The following is a 14,550-nucleotide window of genomic DNA, read 5'->3' as shown; positions in this document are numbered from 1 at the left end:
CCACCCGGTGGGCACCACAGACTGGACACCGCTGATCATGCACTCCGACGGCACCACCACCGCGCAGCCGCCCCAGTGGCAGGGCCCGCCTCCGGCTCTGGCGGCGTACCGTTCGCCGCGCGGCCTCGCGGTGGCGGCCTCGATCCTGGTCGGGGTGGTGGCGCTCGCCGACCTGCTGGACGCCGCGATGGCCTTCGTGGTCCGCGGTGACTACCAGCAGCTCGTCGACGAGCCGGAGCTGTCCGGGGACCTCGTGGTCAACAGCGCGGTGGTGTGGGCGGGCACGTCCGGCCTGACGGTCCTGGCGCTGGTGGCCGCCGGCGTGGTCTTCGCCTGCTGGTTCGTCCGGATCCGGAAGAACGCCGAGCTGCTGGCCCCGCAGGCCCCGCACAGTCGGAGTGCGGGCTGGGTGGTCTGGGGCTGGATCGTCCCGGTGGTCTCGTTCTGGTTCCCGTTCCAGATCGCCCGGGACTGCTGGCGGGCGAGCGCGCCGAAGGGCGATCCGTGGGGCTCGGAGCTGGTGCTGCGCCTCTGGTGGGCGGCGTGGCTGCTGTCGCTGGCGGCCGGGCAGGCCGCCCAGCAGCTCGTCGGCGCCGAGGAGACGCCGGAGGCGTACGCCACCGCCTTCGGGGCGGTCGCGGTGGCCGACCTGGTGGACGTGGTCGCGGCGGTGCTGGCGATCCTGGTGCTGCGCAGGCTGACGGCGCTTCAGGACGCCACGGCGGTCCGGGCCGCAGCGGAGTCGCGACCGGCGGCCGCCTGGCAGTGGCAGGCCTGACGGTCGGTCGGTTGGTCGGGGGCGTGGGCTTGTGGGAGCCCGCGCCCCCGATCTTTTTCGTCAGCAGCCGTTCAGCACCGAGGTCAGGGCCGACTTCTCGGCGCTGTCCACGGTGAGGTGGTAGTAGTACTTCACCTGCACCCAGGCGCGGACGTAGGTGCAGCGGTACGCGGTGCGCGGCGGCAGCCAGGTGGCCGGATCCTGGTCGCTCTTGCTCTGGTTGCTGTTGTCGGTGACCGCGATCAGCTGGGGCCGGGTCAGGTCGTTGGCGAAGGCCTGCCGCTGGGCGGTGGTCCAGGCCCAGGCGCCGGAGCGCCAGGCCTCGGCCAGCGGGACCATGTGGTCGATGTCGATGTCGCTCGACGCGGTCTCGGTGATGCCGTCGTACTGGCTGTACCAGGAGCCCGAGGTGGCGGCACAGGAGGAGCTGACCACCACGTTCACGCCGTCCCGCTTGAGCACGGTCTCGCGGGTGTCGCAGGAGCCGGAGACGGTGCTCCAGTGCGGGAAGAGCGCGCGGTCGTAGGTCGAGGCGTGCGAGTCGGCGGCGACGGTCAGGGTGGCCAGGTAGCTCCGGGCGGTGGCGGCCGAGACCGGCGTCGGCAGGGCGGCCTGAGCAGGGGAGGCGAGGCCGATCAGGGTGGCGGAGGCCAGCAGCGCGGCACCGGCCGCGGCGGCGGCGCGACGGACTCGGGACATGGCGAACTCCAGTGCTCGACGGGGGAGTTGGGGCACCCGAGCGGCTCGGGTGGATGCGCTCCGCCATCATGGGGGGCCACTGGTTTACGCGGGTAGACCCGGGAGGTAAATTTCTGCCGGTCCTTCTTCACCGCAGCTGCCCGCCGAGCCGCCCGTCGAGCCGCCCCGGATGCGGCCCGGTCCGGCAGCGGTGATCCTGGGAGGGTCCAATAGCTCCGCAGGAAGGACCGAGCCGTGTTCGACAAGCTGAAGAACATGATCAAGGGCCACGAGGACACCGTGCGCACCGGAGTCGACAAGGCCGGCGACGCGGTCGACGAGAAGACCGGCGGCAAGTACAGCGGCCAGGTCGACAGCGCGCAGCAGAAGCTGAACGAACAGCTCGGCACCCAGGAGCCGCCGGCCCCGCAGTAGCCGCACAGCAGGAAGGCCGGGCCCCGTACCGACGTCGGTACGGGGCCCGGCCTTCGTGCTGCTGCCGGGGTCAGCTCGGCAGGCGGAGTTCGTACAGGTGGTCCGGGGTGGCGACCGAGGTGACCGCGCCGGCCAGCACGGTGCTCGGCTCGCCGCCGTCGGGCAGCAGGATGTCGGTGTTGAGCAGCACCACCATGGTGGCGTCCTGCTCCGGCAGGTACATCGTCACGCTCTCGTAGCCGGGCAGGGACCCGTTGTGCCCGATCCAGCCGTTCGTGCGGAACAGGCCGAGCCCGTACCCGGCGCCCGGGGGGAACCCGGGGACGGGGAGAAACTTCTCCCGCTCCCGCTGGGTCTCGGGGGAGAGCAGCTCTCCGGTGGCGACCACCTTGGCCCAGTGGTGCAGGTCGTGCAGGTCGGAGATCATCGCCCCGGCCGCCCAGCCCCAGCTCGGGTTCCAGTGGGTGGCGTCGGCGACCGAGTCGTCCAGGGTCTGCCTGGTGTAGCCGTGCGCGTACGGCTGCGGGAACTCGGCGCCGGTCGGGAACAGGGTCCGGTCCAGGTGGGCCGGGCCGGTGACGCGGTGGTGGATGAAGTCGGCCAGCGGCATCCCGCCGAGCTTCTCCACCAGCAGGCCGAGCAGGACGGTGTTGGTGTTGGAGTACTGGAACTCCGCCCCGGGGGCGAAGACGTTGTCGTGCTTGAAGGCGTACCCCAGCAGTTGCTGCGGGGTGAACGGGCGGTCCGGGTCGCTGAGCAGGTCGTGGACGAAGTCGTCGTCGAAGGTGTACGAGAACAGGCCGCTGCGCATCTCCGCCATCTGACGGATGGTGATGCAGTCGCCGTCGGGGACGCCGTCGAGGTACTTCCCGATCGGCTCGTCCAGTCCGACCAGCCCCTCGTCGACCAGCTCCAGCACGGCGGTGATGGTGAAGGTCTTGGTCTCGCTGCCGATCCGCATGTTCAGGTCGGGCGTCATCGGCCGGTGGGTCTTGGTGTCGGCCTCGCCGAAGGAGTGGACGTACGTGCCCCGGCCGGGCAGCCACAGGCCGACGGTCACGCCCGGGACACCGGTCTCCTGCCGGGTGCGCTCGATCACCTCGTCCAGCCGGGCCACCAGCGCGGGGTCCAGCGGGGTGTCCTGGCCGTGCGGGCCGGAGCCGGCCACGGCGGCCGTCGGCGGGGCGGCCTGGGCCGTGGGGGCGGCCAGGGCGAGCGGGGTCAGGGTGGCGAGGGCGAGCAGGGCGGCGGCGAGTCTGCGGGCAGGGCGCATGGCGGGGGCGTCACTTCCGGTCCGAGGGACGTTGCCAGGCAACGTCACCATCCGCCCCGCCCCCGGGCCGGGCGCCCACGAACCCCGCCCGGCGAGTCCACCCGTACGGACCTGGCCCCGGATCGTCCGGTCCGGGGCCAGGTCCGTACGGCGGCTCGGGTCAGGCGCTCGCGGTGTAGTCGTAGAAGCCGCGGCCGGACTTGCGGCCGAGCAGGCCCGCGTCGACCATCCGGGAGAGCAGCGGGGGAGCGGCGTAGAGCTGCTCCTTGTACTCGTGGTACATCGACTCGGCGATCGACAGGATGGTGTCCAGGCCGATCAGGTCGCAGAGGCGGAGCGGGCCCATCGGGTGGGCGCAGCCGGCCTCCATGCCCTTGTCGATGTCGGAGGCGGTGGCCACGCCCGACTCGAACATCCGGACCGCCGAGAGCAGGTACGGCACCAGCAGGGCGTTGACCACGAAGCCGGCCCGGTCGCGGGCCCGGATCGGCTCCTTGCCGAGCACCTGGACGGCGAAGCCCTCGGTCCGGGCGGTGGTCTCGGCGGAGGTGGTCAGGGTGGGGATGACCTCGACCAGCTTCTGGACCGGCGCCGGGTTGAAGAAGTGCAGGCCGATCACCTGCTCCGGACGGGAGGTGGCGGCGGCCAGCTTCACGATCGGGATCGAGGAGGTGTTGGAGGCGATGATGGCGTCCCGGCGCTCCATCACCTGGTCCAGGGTCTGGAAGATCTTGATCTTGATGTCCTCGCGCTCCGCCACCGCCTCGACCGCCAGGTCGCGGTCGGCGAAGTCGCCCAGGTCGGTGGTGAAGGCGATCCGGGCGAGGGTCTCGGCGCGCTGCTCCTCCGTCAGCTTCCCGCGCTGGACGGCGGTTTCGAGCGAGTTGGTGATCCGGGTGCGCCCGAGCTCCAGGGCCTCCCCGGTCGCCTCCGAGACCAGCACGTCCAGGCCCGAGCGGGCGAAGACCTCAGCGATGCCCGACCCCATGAGGCCGCAGCCGACTACTCCGACGCGCGCGATGTCACTCACTCAGTTGCCCTCTTCACGGTGGAGCTGGGGGTGCCCAGCATGCGTTTCAGCGGTGGCGCGACGGTGTCGTGGCCGTACGTGCCGCCCGGACGACGGTACTACCCGGCTACCGGCGAGTTCATCTCCGGTCCGGGATGTGATCTCCGTCGGGAGGTGCGTGTACGGAAGCTGGGCTGATCGGCTGACAGGCGGCCCGGTCGGCCCCGGTGATCCGACCGGGGCGGCCGGGCGGCCCGAAGAATACGGAGGAGTCGACGAGGGAGTACTGACGCATGCCTACGGGATCGCTCGCAGGTCAGGTCGCGCTGGTCACCGGGGCGGGCCGCGGGATCGGGCGGGAGATCGCGGTCGGGCTGGCCGCCGAGGGGATGGCGGTCGGCCTGGTCGGCCGCAACCATCCGACGCTGGTCGAGACGCTCAAGCAGTGCGTGCGGCACGGTGCGCGCGGGGTCGCGGTGACGGCCGACGTCACCCGGCCGGGACAGGTGCGCGAGGCGGTCCGGGCGGTCGAGCGCGACCTCGGGCCGGTCGACTTCCTGGTCAACAACGCCGGCCAGGTGGACCGGGACGAGGTGCCGCTCTGGGAGACCGACCCGACGCAGTGGTGGCAGGTGGTGGAGACCAACCTGCGCGGTCCGTACAACCTGCTGCGCAGCGTGCTGCCCGGGATGGTCGAGCGGCGCCGGGGCCGGGTGGTGAACCTCAACTCGGGTTTCGCGCTGCGGCCGGACGGCAACTACACCGCGTACGCCACCTCGAAGGGGGCGCTGCTCCAGCTCTCCGACAACATCGCCGACTCGCTGGCCGCGCACCACGTGGTGGTGCTGGACATCAGCCCGGGGGCGGTGGAGACCGGGATGACGGCCGGGATGCCGATGTTCAAGGACATGAAGGCCTGGGGCAGCATCCCGTACATGGTGGCGGTCACGGTGGACGCGGCCCGGGGGCGGTTCGACGCGCTGCACGGCCGGTTCATCCACGCTGGGCGGGACAACCTGGAGCAACTGGTGGACCTGGCCGGGGAGATCCGGGAGGCGGACGCCCGGACGCTGCGGCTGCGGGCGTACGGCGAGGACGACCCGATCGGCTGAGAACCTCCTTTTCGTCCTCTTGACGATAATGGCCCCCGCCGTTTATCGTCAGGGGGACGATTAGTGCTGCTCCGAGGGGGACACCATGGCCGACATCACCAAGCGGTTCGGCTTCCGGCACCTGCGTGCCGCGCCGACCTCGCACGTGCGCCACCTGCGCCGGGGCGAGCTGGCCCACGACGGCACCGGGCTGGCCTTCTGGTTCCGTCCGCTCACCGCCGCGATATCCGAAGTACCGGCGGACGACCGCGAGTTGGCGATGCTGTTCCACGCCACCACGGCCGACTTCCAGGACCTCACCGTGCAGGCCGCGGTGACCTACCGGATCACCGACGCCGCGGTGGCCGCGACCCGGGTGGACTTCGGAATCGACCCCGACACCGGCCGCTGGCGGGCCGAGCCGCTGGACCAGCTCGGCACCCTGCTCACCGACATCGCCCAGCAGTACGCGCTCGAACTCATCGCCCGTACCTCGCTCGCCGAGGCGCTGGCCGACGGCATCACCGCGCTGCGGCACCGGATCGGGGAGGGCCTGGCCGACGAGCGGCGGCTGGCCGAGACCGGGCTGTCGGTGGTCGCGGTCCGGATCACCGCGCTGCGGCCCGAGGCCGAGATGGAGCGCGCGCTGCGCACCCCGACCCGGGAGCAGGTCCAGCAGGACGCCGACCGGGCCACCTACGAGCGGCGCGCCGTCGCGGTCGAGCGGGAGCGCGCGATCGCCGAGAACGAGCTCGCCAGTCAGATCGAACTGGCCCGCCGGGAGGAGCAGTTGGTCGAGCAGCAGGGCGCCAACGCGCGCCGGCTGGCGGAGCAGAACGCGGCCGCCGACGGCATCAGGGCCGAGGCCGAGGCGGTCCGCCGGACCCGGCTCGCCGCCGCCGAGGCGGAGGCGGCCCGGATCCTGGCCGCCGCCCAGGCCGACTCCGACCGCGACCTCGGTGCGGCGAAGGCCGAGACCGAGGCGGCCTGGCTGAGCGCCCATCAGCAGGCCGGGCCCGAGGTGCTGCGGGCGCTCGCGCTGATCAAGCTGGCCGAGCACCTGCCGAACATCGACAGTGTCACCCTCACCCCCGACGTGCTGACCGGCCTGCTGGCCAGGCTCGGCGCCGACCGGTGAGCCTCGCCCCCCGGGTGGTGCTGGTGCACCGCCGCACCGAGTACGAGGAGCTGCTCGCCCGGCACGGCTCGCGCGGGCAGGCCTCCTTCTTCACCGGCTCGCGCGGCCGCTCGCTGGCCGAGGTCGAGGAGCGCCACCACCGCTCGCTGGCCGCGCTCGCCGAGGTGGCGGGCGCGGTGCCGCTGGACTGGCGGCGCAGCCGGGTCGAGCGGGCCGACCTGGACCGCTTCCTCTTCAGCCCCGAGGACCTGGTGGTCGTGGTCGGCCAGGACGGGCTGGTGGCGAACGCCGCCAAGTACCTCACCGGCCAGCCGGTGATCGGCATCGACACCGAGCCGGGACGCAACCCCGGGGTGCTGGTCCGGCACCGTCCCGAGCAGGCCGGGCTGCTGCTGCGGGCCGCCGCCGGGGCGGGCGGGGAACGGGAGTTGGAGCAGCGCACCATGGTGGAGGCGGTGGCCGACGACACCCAGCGGCTGCTCGCGCTGAACGAGGTCTACCTCGGTCAGAGCGGTCACCAGACCTCCCGGTACCGGCTGACGGCCGGCGGCGGCCCGGAGGAGGCGCAGGCGTCCTCGGGGGTGCTGGTGGGGACCGGTACGGGCGGTACGGGCTGGTGCCGGTCGGCCTGGCTGGAGCGGCACAGCCCGCTGCGGCTGCCCGGTCCGACCGCCGGTGAGCTGGCCTGGTTCGTCCGCGAGGCCTGGCCCTCGCCCGCCACCGGGACCGACCAGGTGCAGGGCCTGCTGACCGGGGGCGAGCAGCTGACCCTGACGGTCGAGTCGGACCGGCTGATCGCGTTCGGGGACGGGGTGGAGTCCGACGCGCTCCAGCTGAGCTGGGGTCAGACCGTCCGGGTGGGGGTGGCGGAGCAGCGCCTGCGGCTGTTCGCCTGACAGGCACCGGCTCTCGGGCTGATCATCGGATCATGAGCGAATCCTCTCTTGACCAGTGGCGTGCCGTCTTCGACATCGAGATCACCTTCTCCAACGGCGGCGGTCTCAGCGCCGAGGGCTTCCGGGTCGACGTCCCGACCGAGCAGGTGGACGACGCCACCGTGGCGAACCTGTTCGTCCGGCAGCTCGGGCTGACGATGGTCGGCGGCGCGGACGTCGCCAACCTGCGGGTGATCCGGGAGGCGCACAAGAACCCGGCGAGCACCCCGAAGGCACCGGGGACCCGGCGCCGGACGGTCGAGCTCAGCCACCCGATCCGGGACGGGCTGATCACCTACCCCGGGCTCCCGGCGCCGCACATCGAGGACCACCTGAGCTGGGCGGCCTCGCACGCGAGCTACGGCCCGGGGACGGAGTTCCAGATCGGCCGGATCGAGATGGTCGCCAACACCGGTACCTACCTCGACACTCCGGCGCACCGCCACCGCGACGGCGCGGACCTGTCCGGCGTCGGCCTGGACCGACTGGCCGACCTGCCCGGACTGCTGGTCCGGGTCACCGGCGCCGCCGCGCGCGCGATCGACGCGGCCGCCTTCGCGCCGTTCGACCTCGCGGGCCGGGCGGTGCTGGTGGAGACCGGCTGGTCCGGGCACTTCGGCACCGAGGCGTACGGCACCGGCCACCCGTACCTGACCGCGGCGGCCGCCGACTTCCTGGTCCAGCAGGGCGCAGTCCTGGTCGGCATCGACTCGCTGAACATCGACGACACCGCCGACCTGGCCCGCCCGGCCCACACCGCCCTGCTCAGTGCGGGCATCCCGATCGTCGAGCACCTCCGCGGCCTGGACCAACTGCCGGTCGACGGCTTCCGGTTCACCGCCGCACCCCCGCTGATCGAGGGCATGGGCACCTTCCCGGTCCGGGCGTTCGCCACCATCGACGAGTAGCCCGGCGCCCGCACTCAGGAGGCGGGCAGGGGCGGTGCGGCCGGGCCCGGGCCGAGGGTGGTGGTGCCGGGGGCGGCGCGGTGGCCGAGGCCGGTGCGGTAGACGTCGAGGGCGAGCTCGGTGCGGCCGGTGCGGCGGTAGAGGTCGCCGAGCAGGCGGCAGAGGTCGGCCAGGTCGCCTGCGGCACCGGCCTGTTCGAGCAGCGAGAGGGCCCGGACGTAGTGCTCCTCGGCGTCCTCCGGGGCGTCCTGCTCCTCGGCGATCAGGCCGAGCAGGCGGTGCGCCCCGGCGGCGTGGACGGCGCCCCGGTGCGGGCCGAGCCGGTCCAGCAGGGTGTGCAGCAGCAGGCCGGCCTCCTGGTGGCTGCCCCGGCGGCGGAGCACGTCGGCGAGCTCCACGTCGACCTGCTGCGCGAAGAGCTCGGCCTGCTGGGCGGTCAGCATCGTCCGGGCGGTGCGCAGTTCGCGTTCGGCCAGGTCGAGGTCGCCGGCCTGGGCGTGCACGTAGCCGCGCATCCAGTGGCACTTGGCCAGGTCGGAGTTGAGCCGCAGCCGCTGGTACAGCTGCTGGGCCCGGGCCAGCGAGGCGTCGGCCTCGGCGGTGCGACCCTCGGCGATCAGGGTGCGGGCGACGCTGCGGTGCAGCCCGGCCACCAGGGCCGGGTCGGTGGCCTCGGGGGCCAGGGCCAGGGCGAGTTCGGCGGCCTGGGCGGCCCGGGCGTGCGCGCCCATGTCCATGTAGGGGCCGATCACGGCGGCGTAGAGCAGCAGCAGGGCGTCCGGGTCGGGCAGGCCGGTGGCGTTGAGCCGGTCGATCGTGCTCTCCAGCAGGTAGCAGGCGTACCGGAGTTCGCCCGCCAGCAGGTGGGTGACCGCGCGGCCGCGGACGGCGGCGGCGCGTTGCGGCAGCGGCTGGTCCGCCAGCAGTGCCTCGGCGGCCTCGAAGTGCTCGCGGGCCGGGCCGAGTCGGCCGCTCTCCAGGGCGCACTCGCCGAGCCCGAGCAGGGCGGCGGGGCGGACGGCGTCCACCCCTTCCTGCTCGGCCCGGGCCAGCACGGCCGCGAACCCGGCGCCGGCCCGGCCGGTGTCCCCGGCCGCGAGCAGCCCCTGCGCCTCGGTCAGGGCCAGCCGCAGCTCGGACGCCAGGTGGGCGGGGCGGCCGGTGGCCAGCTCGTCGGGGGTGATGCCGAGCCGCTCGGCCAGGTAGCGCAGCGCGGCCTCGGAGGGGCGGACCCGGCCGGCCTCCAGGGTGGAGACGTACGCGGCGGTGTACCCGGACCCGGCCAGCGCCCGCTGGGTCAACCCCCGCTCCCGGCGCAGCTGTTGCAGTCGCTGCCCGATCGCCGAAGGCTCGGTCTGCACCGTCATGGCCGCTTCCTCCCGGTCGTTCGTCCGACCCATTGTCCCGGGTGCGGTGGGTGGCCTAGATTAACCCACCGATTAAGTCTGATTAACACTCAACTTATCTTCCGGGGAGGAACCCTCATGCACCGCAGCAGACTCACCACCCTCGCCCTGACCGGCGCCCTCGCCCTGACCGCACTCGGCACCGGCTCCGCCTCGGCGGCCCCGGCTCCGGCGGCCCCCGCCCCGGTGGCCCGGCCCGGCCACCAGGTGGAGGCCTTCGCGGAGGACGGCACCATCTCGCACGCCCAGGCCCCGGCGGGCTCCCGGTTCACCGCCCCGCGCGCGCTCGCGGCCGCGCCGGTGGCCGGGGACGGCACGGTGACCCCGATCGTGCAGAGCGGCCCGACCGCCGCCAAGCTCGACATCGTGATGGTCGGCGACGGCTACACGGCCGGCCAGCAGGCGCAGTTCCGCGCCGACGCCGCCGCCAAGTGGCAGCAGATCGCGGCGGTCGAGCCGTACAAGACCTACCGGGGCCTGTTCAACGTCTGGGCGGTGGAGGCGGTTTCGGCCGAGTCCGGGGTGAGCGGCGACCCGGACAAGGCCACCGTCCGGCAGACCGCGCTGGGCTCGTACTTCTGGTGCGACGACGTGGAGCGGCTGCTCTGCGTGGACACCGACGCGGTGGAGCGCTACGCCGCCAAGGCCCCGCAGGCCGACCTGGTGATCGTGGTGGCCAACAGCGCCAAGTACGGCGGCGCGGGCTACAACGACGTGGTCTCCTCGCTCGGGTACAGCGGAATCGCCACCGTGGCGGGCGGCAACGCGCAGTCGGGCCAGATAGCCGTGCACGAGACCGGGCACTCGCTCGGCAAGCTCGCCGACGAGTACTTCTACGCCGGGCAGGGCACCTACCAGGGCAGCGAGCCCGCCGAGGCGAACATCTCCAAGCTGACGGCCGCTCAGCTCACCCGCACCCGGACCAAGTGGTACCGCTGGCTGGGCCAGACCTCGCCGGACGGCGGCAAGGTCGGTGCGTACCTGGGCGGCGGCTACTACGAGAAGGGCCTCTACCGGCCGACCGACAACTCGATCATGCGGTCGCTCGGCCGGGAGTTCAACCTGCCCGGCCGGGAGGCGATGATCGCCGGGTTCTACCGCTACGCCAGCACCCTGGCCAGCAGCACCCCGACTTCGGCCGGGCTCACCCAGGCCGACCGCCTGAGCGTCGAACTGCCGGTGCCGGGAACGCAGTTGCGCTGGTACCTGGACGGCCGCGAGGTCGCCTCGCTGCGCGACCGCACCGCGCTCGACCTGTCCGCGCTCAAGCTGACCGGCCCCAAGGGCCGGGCGCACCGGCTCACCGCGGTGGCCACCGACCCGACCTCGGCGGTGCGCGACCCCGGGCTGCGCACCGGCCTGACCGACTCGCTGAGCTGGGAGGTCACCCGGTCCCGGTGACGGGAACGCGCAGCGGGGCCGCGCCCGTCAGGACGCGGCCCCGCTCCGGTCGGCCGGGTGTCACCGCAGCAGGGTGGCTCCGGCCCAGTCGGCGTGGTCGCTGTTGATGCCGTCGCCGGCGTCGGTCGCCTTCAGCACCAGTGAGTTGACGCCGGCCACGCTGATGTCGATGGACTGGGTCGGGCTGGTCGGGGTCAGGGCCGAGGGGCTGGAGTAGAGCTTGACGCCGTCGCCCCAGACCTCGAACGTGACCGTGGCGTTCGCGCCGACCTCGTCGTCGATGCCGATGTCCGAACGGAACCGGGTGTAGCCGCCGTTCAGCGTGTAGGTGATGGCGCTGACGGCGTGGGTGCCGATGCCCTTGGCGTAGCCGGTGCCGTTGAGCCTGATCGGGTTGCCGTCGACGCTCCTGTCCTTGTGGACGGTGCCCGACCCGATGGCGGGGGTGCCGGTCCAGTCGAGGTCGCTGAGCGCCATCGGCGTCTGCCGGTTCGCGATCAGCCGGGCTCCGGCCCAGTCGGCGTGGTCGCTGTTGATGCCGTCGCCGGCGTCGGTCGCCTTCAGCACCAGCGAGTTGACGCCGGCCACGCTGATGTCGATGGACTGGGTCGGGCTGGTCGGGGTCAGCGTCGAGGGGCTGGAGTAGAGCTTGACGCCGTCGCCCCAGACCTCGAACCTGACCGTGCCGCTCGCGGTGATCTCGTCGTCGATGCCGACGTCGGAACGGAACCGGGTGTAGCCGCCGTTCAGGGGGTAGGTCACGCTGCTGTTGGCGTGGGTGCCGATGCCCTTGGCGTAGCCGGTGCCGTTGAGCCTGATCGGGTTGCCGTCGACGCTCCTGTCCTTGCGGACGGTGCCGAAGTCGCTCCTGGCGTCGCTCCAGGCCAGCTCGCTCAGGTTGACCGTGGGCGGGGCGGCGGGGGTGGTGACGGCGACGGTGTTGCTCGTGCCGGAGACGTTCCCGGCGGCGTCGACGGCCTTGACCGTGAAGGAGTACGGCGTCGAGGCCGCCAGCCCGGTCGCGGCGAAGGTGGTGCCGGTCGCGGAGCCGACCAGGGTCCCGTTCCGGTAGACGTTGTAGTTGGCCACGCCGACGCTGTCGGTCGACGCGGTCCAGCCCAGGTCCACGCTCTCCGAGGTCAGGTTGGCCGGGGCCAGGGCGGTCGGCGCGGTCGGCGCGGTGATGTCACCGATCGCGGTGCCCGCGACCACGGACGCACCGGCGGCCACCGGCACGGTCACGTAGGAGACCGTCTGGCCGTACAGCGTCTTGGTCTGCGGCGTCCGGGCGACGCCGTTCACGGTGATGGTGGAGGGGGTGCCGTAGAACTGCGCCTCCCAGGTGACCGTGCTGCCGGAGTTGTTGGTCAGCGTCGAGGCCGTGGTGCCGGTGTGCTTGAGCTTCAGGTCGCTGTCGCCGACCTTGAGGTGGTCCAGCTCCACCCACGGCGTGTCCGAGGTCAGCCGCGAGACGGTGGCCACCTTGTGGTTCGGGGCGTCCGGCTGGATGCCCATCATGCCGTCGGTGACGCTGCTGACCGCGAGGAAGGAGATCTCGGGGTAGCTGTCCCGGCCGGTCAGGAGCTTCTTCAGCCAGGACCAGCCCTCGGCGGAGCGGTTGTACTGGTAGTACATCTCCGGCAGGTAGGAGGTCGCCTCGACGTTCAGGTTGTCGTCGTTGGCGGCGATGAAGTCCAGGTAGTTGCTGGTCCGGGGACCCTGGTCGCCCAGGCCGGTCAGCATCATCAGGAAGCTGGCCTCGTGGCCCCAGCTGCTGTAGCCGTTGCCGGCCGCGTCCTTGCCGCGCATGTACCGGTTGGCCGACGCGTCGAACCAGTTGGCGTCGAAGTAGCTGCGCACCCGCTGGGCGCGGTCGGCCCACTTGGTGCTGTTGGCGGTGTCGCCCTTGGCCTTGAGGATCTCCGAGTAGGCCAGCATCGACTGGTACTGGTACCCGAGCGAGTCGGCCGCGGAGACCAGGTTCTCGTTCGGGAACTCGAAGAACGTCGCCGTGTACTCGCCGGGCTGCTTCTTCGATACCGGCTGCTCGGCGGACGGGTTCGCGTCGTTCCAGCTGACCTCGTGGTCGGTCAGGAACTTGCCCATGGTCGAGTCGTAGTACGCGGACAGGGTCGGGTCGTTGATCCAGTCCGCGTTGCCGGTCCACTGGTACTGCTTGTACGCCTTGGCCATCAGGTTGAACGGCGAGGGCAGCTCGCGGAAGCCGGTGCCGTCGATGTAGTACATCGCGCCGGAGGAGCTGTGGGCCCAGAGCGGCCACCCGTTCTGCCCCGGGTCGTCGGCGTCGGCGGCGAACAGCTTCAGCATGTTGAGCGTCTCGGCGTCGAGGCCGAGCATGTGCGCGCCGTCCGACTGGTGGGCGATGTCCCGGTTGTAGAAGGACTCCCGGTTGGTGTACGCACCCCAGTAGCCGGGCGTCACCGTCGGGTTGGCGGCGTTCTGCAGGCGCCACCACTCCGGCTCGTGCCCCATCATCGGGTTGCCCGGGTAGAACGTCATCCCCAGGGCCCGGTTCTTGCCCCAGTTGAAGCCGTCGTTCAGGGTCGCGTTCGGCGAGCTGATGGTGAGTGCGCTGGTCGGTGCGCCCACGTGCGGCTGGACCGTGATCCGGTCCACCCGCGGCACCTCACTGGCCGAGACGGCGGTCAGCTCGATCACGTCGCCGGCCTTGAGCGCCACGCTGCTGGAGGTGCGGGTGTCGATGCTCACCGGGTCGGTGTAGTCCCGGCCGTAGCGCTGGTTGGTGGACCAGGAGTCCACCACGGCGGAGTTCACCGTGATCCGGTAGACCACCCCGTTCGCGACGTCGCCGTTGTAACGGGTGATCAGGTCGTAGCTGCCCGCGGCACCGGTGTAGGTGGTGGTGGCGCTGCTGGTCTGTCCGGCCACGCCCCGGGCGTAGGTGACGGTGTCGACCGGGTTGCCGTTCCAGGTGTGGCTGACGCGCTCCGAGGTGAAGTTGGTGAGCGACATGTTCTCCACTTCGATCACGTACGGTGCTGCCGCCGCCGCCACTGCGGGGGAGACGGGGAGCGCTACGACCGTGCTGACCGATGCGAGTACTGCGGACAGGGCACAGGCAAGTCGCCGCATGAGCGGTCGATCCTTTCGGGTGGGGGAGTCCGTGGGGGTCCTGCGGGGAGGAGCGGGCAGGCGTCGGCAGCGCCGGGCGCGGCAGTGGGGTATGGGGTAACTCCCGCTGTCGCACGGCGTGTTGAAAGACGGTGGACTGTGTCGCCTATTGAGTACTTTTCAGAGAAGTGGTGTCAATAGCTGTGTCGGGTCCGATCGGACCCGACGGCTGCCGCAGTTGCCCGGGCCCGGCCCGGGGGGATTCGCATCTGCACAGGTCAGGGGCATGGTTCGGGGTGGAGGCCGCCCTCAGGATGCCGGATCGGACTGCCAACTTGCAATCATGAAATGATGCGACGTTGGAAAGTTTTCAATGATGCATTGCAGGTCACTGCAAGCGTGAGT

Annotated in this window: 12 protein-coding genes; 7 read left to right on the top strand and 5 right to left on the bottom strand. The window is 72.0% G+C overall.

Annotated elements, in window-relative coordinates; all coding sequences use genetic code 11:
- Window positions 1-7: 7 nt before the first annotated feature.
- Window positions 8-778 (top strand): DUF4328 domain-containing protein, encoded by a 771-nt coding sequence (locus tag ABT118_RS10160; RefSeq protein ID WP_350646267.1) that lies wholly within the window; start codon window positions 8-10, stop codon window positions 776-778.
- A 60-nt stretch (window positions 779-838) separates the two neighbouring features.
- Here the strand turns inward: ABT118_RS10160 and ABT118_RS10155 are convergent, their stop codons facing one another.
- Window positions 839-1,477, bottom strand: coding sequence for an HNH endonuclease family protein (locus ABT118_RS10155; protein ID WP_350646266.1), 639 nt, complete (start codon window positions 1,475-1,477; stop codon window positions 839-841).
- Between the two features lie 234 nt (window positions 1,478-1,711).
- On the opposite strand from ABT118_RS10155, the gene ABT118_RS10150 reads away from it, so the two are divergent.
- Window positions 1,712-1,891, top strand: coding sequence for an antitoxin (locus ABT118_RS10150; protein WP_350646265.1), 180 nt, complete (start codon window positions 1,712-1,714; stop codon window positions 1,889-1,891).
- A 70-nt stretch (window positions 1,892-1,961) separates the two neighbouring features.
- Here the strand turns inward: ABT118_RS10150 and ABT118_RS10145 are convergent, their stop codons facing one another.
- Together ABT118_RS10145 and ABT118_RS10140 are read right to left on the bottom strand one after the other, a co-directional pair.
- Window positions 1,962-3,164, bottom strand: a complete 1,203-nt coding sequence (locus ABT118_RS10145) for a serine hydrolase domain-containing protein (protein ID WP_350646264.1) — start codon at window positions 3,162-3,164, stop codon at window positions 1,962-1,964.
- Window positions 3,165-3,324: 160 nt separating this feature from the next.
- Window positions 3,325-4,194: a 3-hydroxybutyryl-CoA dehydrogenase gene (locus tag ABT118_RS10140; RefSeq protein ID WP_350646263.1), complete on the bottom strand. Its 870-nt coding sequence runs from the start codon at window positions 4,192-4,194 to the stop codon at window positions 3,325-3,327.
- Between the two features lie 272 nt (window positions 4,195-4,466).
- On the opposite strand from ABT118_RS10140, the gene ABT118_RS10135 reads away from it, so the two are divergent.
- The 4 genes from ABT118_RS10135 to ABT118_RS10120 all read left to right on the top strand — a co-directional run bounded on the left by ABT118_RS10135 (window position 4,467) and on the right by ABT118_RS10120 (window position 8,245).
- A complete protein-coding gene (locus tag ABT118_RS10135; protein WP_350646262.1) occupies window positions 4,467-5,285 on the top strand; it encodes an SDR family NAD(P)-dependent oxidoreductase in 819 nt (272 codons plus the stop codon).
- Window positions 5,286-5,370: 85 nt separating this feature from the next.
- Entirely contained in the window at window positions 5,371-6,402 is a 1,032-nt protein-coding gene (locus ABT118_RS10130) for an SPFH domain-containing protein (protein WP_350646261.1), read from the top strand.
- A complete protein-coding gene (locus ABT118_RS10125; RefSeq protein WP_350646260.1) occupies window positions 6,399-7,298 on the top strand; it encodes an NAD(+)/NADH kinase in 900 nt (299 codons plus the stop codon). The genes ABT118_RS10130 and ABT118_RS10125 overlap by 4 nt, the downstream gene beginning before the upstream one ends.
- A 32-nt stretch (window positions 7,299-7,330) precedes the next feature.
- A complete protein-coding gene (locus ABT118_RS10120; protein WP_350646259.1) occupies window positions 7,331-8,245 on the top strand; it encodes a cyclase family protein in 915 nt (304 codons plus the stop codon).
- Window positions 8,246-8,259: 14 nt separating this feature from the next.
- Here ABT118_RS10120 and ABT118_RS10115 read toward each other — a convergent pair whose 3' ends face one another.
- On the bottom strand, window positions 8,260-9,612 hold the full coding sequence (locus tag ABT118_RS10115) for a helix-turn-helix domain-containing protein (protein WP_350646258.1): 1,353 nt from the start codon (window positions 9,610-9,612) through the stop codon (window positions 8,260-8,262).
- 117 nt (window positions 9,613-9,729) lie between these two features.
- Between ABT118_RS10115 and ABT118_RS10110 the strand changes: the two genes are divergently transcribed.
- Window positions 9,730-11,052, top strand: coding sequence for a M64 family metallopeptidase (locus tag ABT118_RS10110; RefSeq protein WP_350646257.1), 1,323 nt, complete (start codon window positions 9,730-9,732; stop codon window positions 11,050-11,052).
- Window positions 11,053-11,112: 60 nt separating this feature from the next.
- Here ABT118_RS10110 and ABT118_RS10105 read toward each other — a convergent pair whose 3' ends face one another.
- On the bottom strand, window positions 11,113-14,064 hold the full coding sequence (locus ABT118_RS10105; RefSeq protein WP_350646256.1) for an NPCBM/NEW2 domain-containing protein: 2,952 nt from the start codon (window positions 14,062-14,064) through the stop codon (window positions 11,113-11,115).
- Window positions 14,065-14,550: the final 486 nt, after the last annotated feature.

The sequence above is a fragment of the Kitasatospora sp. NPDC002040 genome, from assembly GCF_040296785.1.
Lineage (GTDB): Bacteria > Actinomycetota > Actinomycetes > Streptomycetales > Streptomycetaceae > Kitasatospora.
Note: the sequence above shows the minus strand (reverse complement) of the source record. Positions and strands in the feature narration are given on the sequence as shown.